1 protein-coding gene is annotated in these 1,342 nt (G+C 64.5%); it reads left to right on the forward strand.

Annotated elements, in window-relative coordinates; all coding sequences use genetic code 11:
- Window positions 1-61: 61 nt before the first annotated feature.
- Window positions 62-1,302, forward strand: a protein-coding gene (locus tag MF134_RS23765) for an IS3 family transposase (protein WP_457590048.1) whose coding sequence is annotated in 2 segments (ribosomal slippage) — window positions 62-422 and window positions 422-1,302 — 1,242 coding nt in all. Because the reading frame shifts where the segments join, the coding sequence is not laid out codon by codon here.
- Window positions 1,303-1,342 lie beyond the last annotated feature (40 nt).

Genomic DNA, 1,342 nt, shown 5'->3' on the forward strand with positions numbered 1-1,342 from the left:
TGGACCGCACCCCGTTTTGACCGGCCAGCCGGCATAGCCGATAAGGCATAGGCATCCGCCTATGAGTACGACTATGTCGAAAGCTTCGGAGGGCCCGTTTTCACGGGTCGAAGTCATTACCTCTGTGCAGCGGCGCCGCCGCTGGTCGACGGCTGAGAAGGTCCGGCTCGTCGAGGAAGCGATGCAGCCGGGGATGAGCGTCTCCTACGTCGCCCGGCAGGCCGGCATCTCACCCTCGCAGCTCTTCGCTTGGAAGCGCCGGATGCTTGAAGGCGGCTATGCTGCCGTACAGGCTGACGAGGACGTCGTCGGCACATCGAGAGTGCGGGACTTGGAGAAGCGGGTTCGGGACCTGGAGCGGCTGCTCGGGCGCAAGACGCTGGAGAACGAGATCCTGAAGGAGGCTCTCGAGGTCGCGCGCCCAAAAAAACGGCCGTCGCCCTTGCTGTCCTGGAGCGATCCGAAGGACGGTTCGCGGTGAGCGCCGTGGCCGAGACACTGAACGTCGCTCGTTCCCACATCAACGAGCGACGCGGCACCACGCCGAAGCCGCGAGGTCCGTATCACAAGGCCGAAGACGCCGAGGTCCTGCCGCTGATCCGCACTATCATCGATGCGCGCCCCACTTACGGCTATCGACGGGTCGCGGCTCTCGTGAACCGGCAGCGCCGGGCCGAAGAGAAGCCGCCCATCAATGCCAAGCGGGTCCTGCGGATCATGCGCAGGAACGGGCTTACCCTCGAGCGCCATACCGCCCGCCGTCCCGGACGGACACACGAGGGCGTCGTGATCGCTCTGCGCTCGAACGTGAGATGGTGCTCGGATCATCTGGAGATCCACGCCCGCAACCGGGAAGTCGTCCGTGTTCTCTTCGTGCTCGATGCGTGCGACCGAGAGATCATCGCCTGGCTGGCAGTAGCCAATGCCGGCATCTCCGGCGAAATGGTGCGCGATCTGATGGTGACCGCTGTCGAGCGACGCTTCGGCGGCACCAGGACGCCGCATCCGGTCGAGTGGCTGTCCGACAACGGCAGTGCCTACATTGCCGCCCAGACAGGTGACACGGCGATTGCTCTCGGTCTCGCGCAGATCTTCACCCCGGTCCGCAGCCCGGAGTCGAATGGCATGTCGGAGGCCTTCGTAAAGACGTTGAAGCGCGACTACGCTCGCGTCACGATCCTGCCGGACGCCGCAACGATCCTCGCTCTGATGCCCGCCTGGATCGAGGACTATTGCGAGATCCACCCGCACTCAGGCCTGAAGTTCCGATCCCCTCGGGAGTTCATCCGCCTCAGTGCATAAACCCAACCGCCGACTGTCCGGCAAAACAGGGTGCACTCCA

Source organism: Jiella marina, assembly GCF_024359545.1.
In the GTDB taxonomy this organism is placed as follows: domain Bacteria; phylum Pseudomonadota; class Alphaproteobacteria; order Rhizobiales; family Rhizobiaceae; genus Jiella.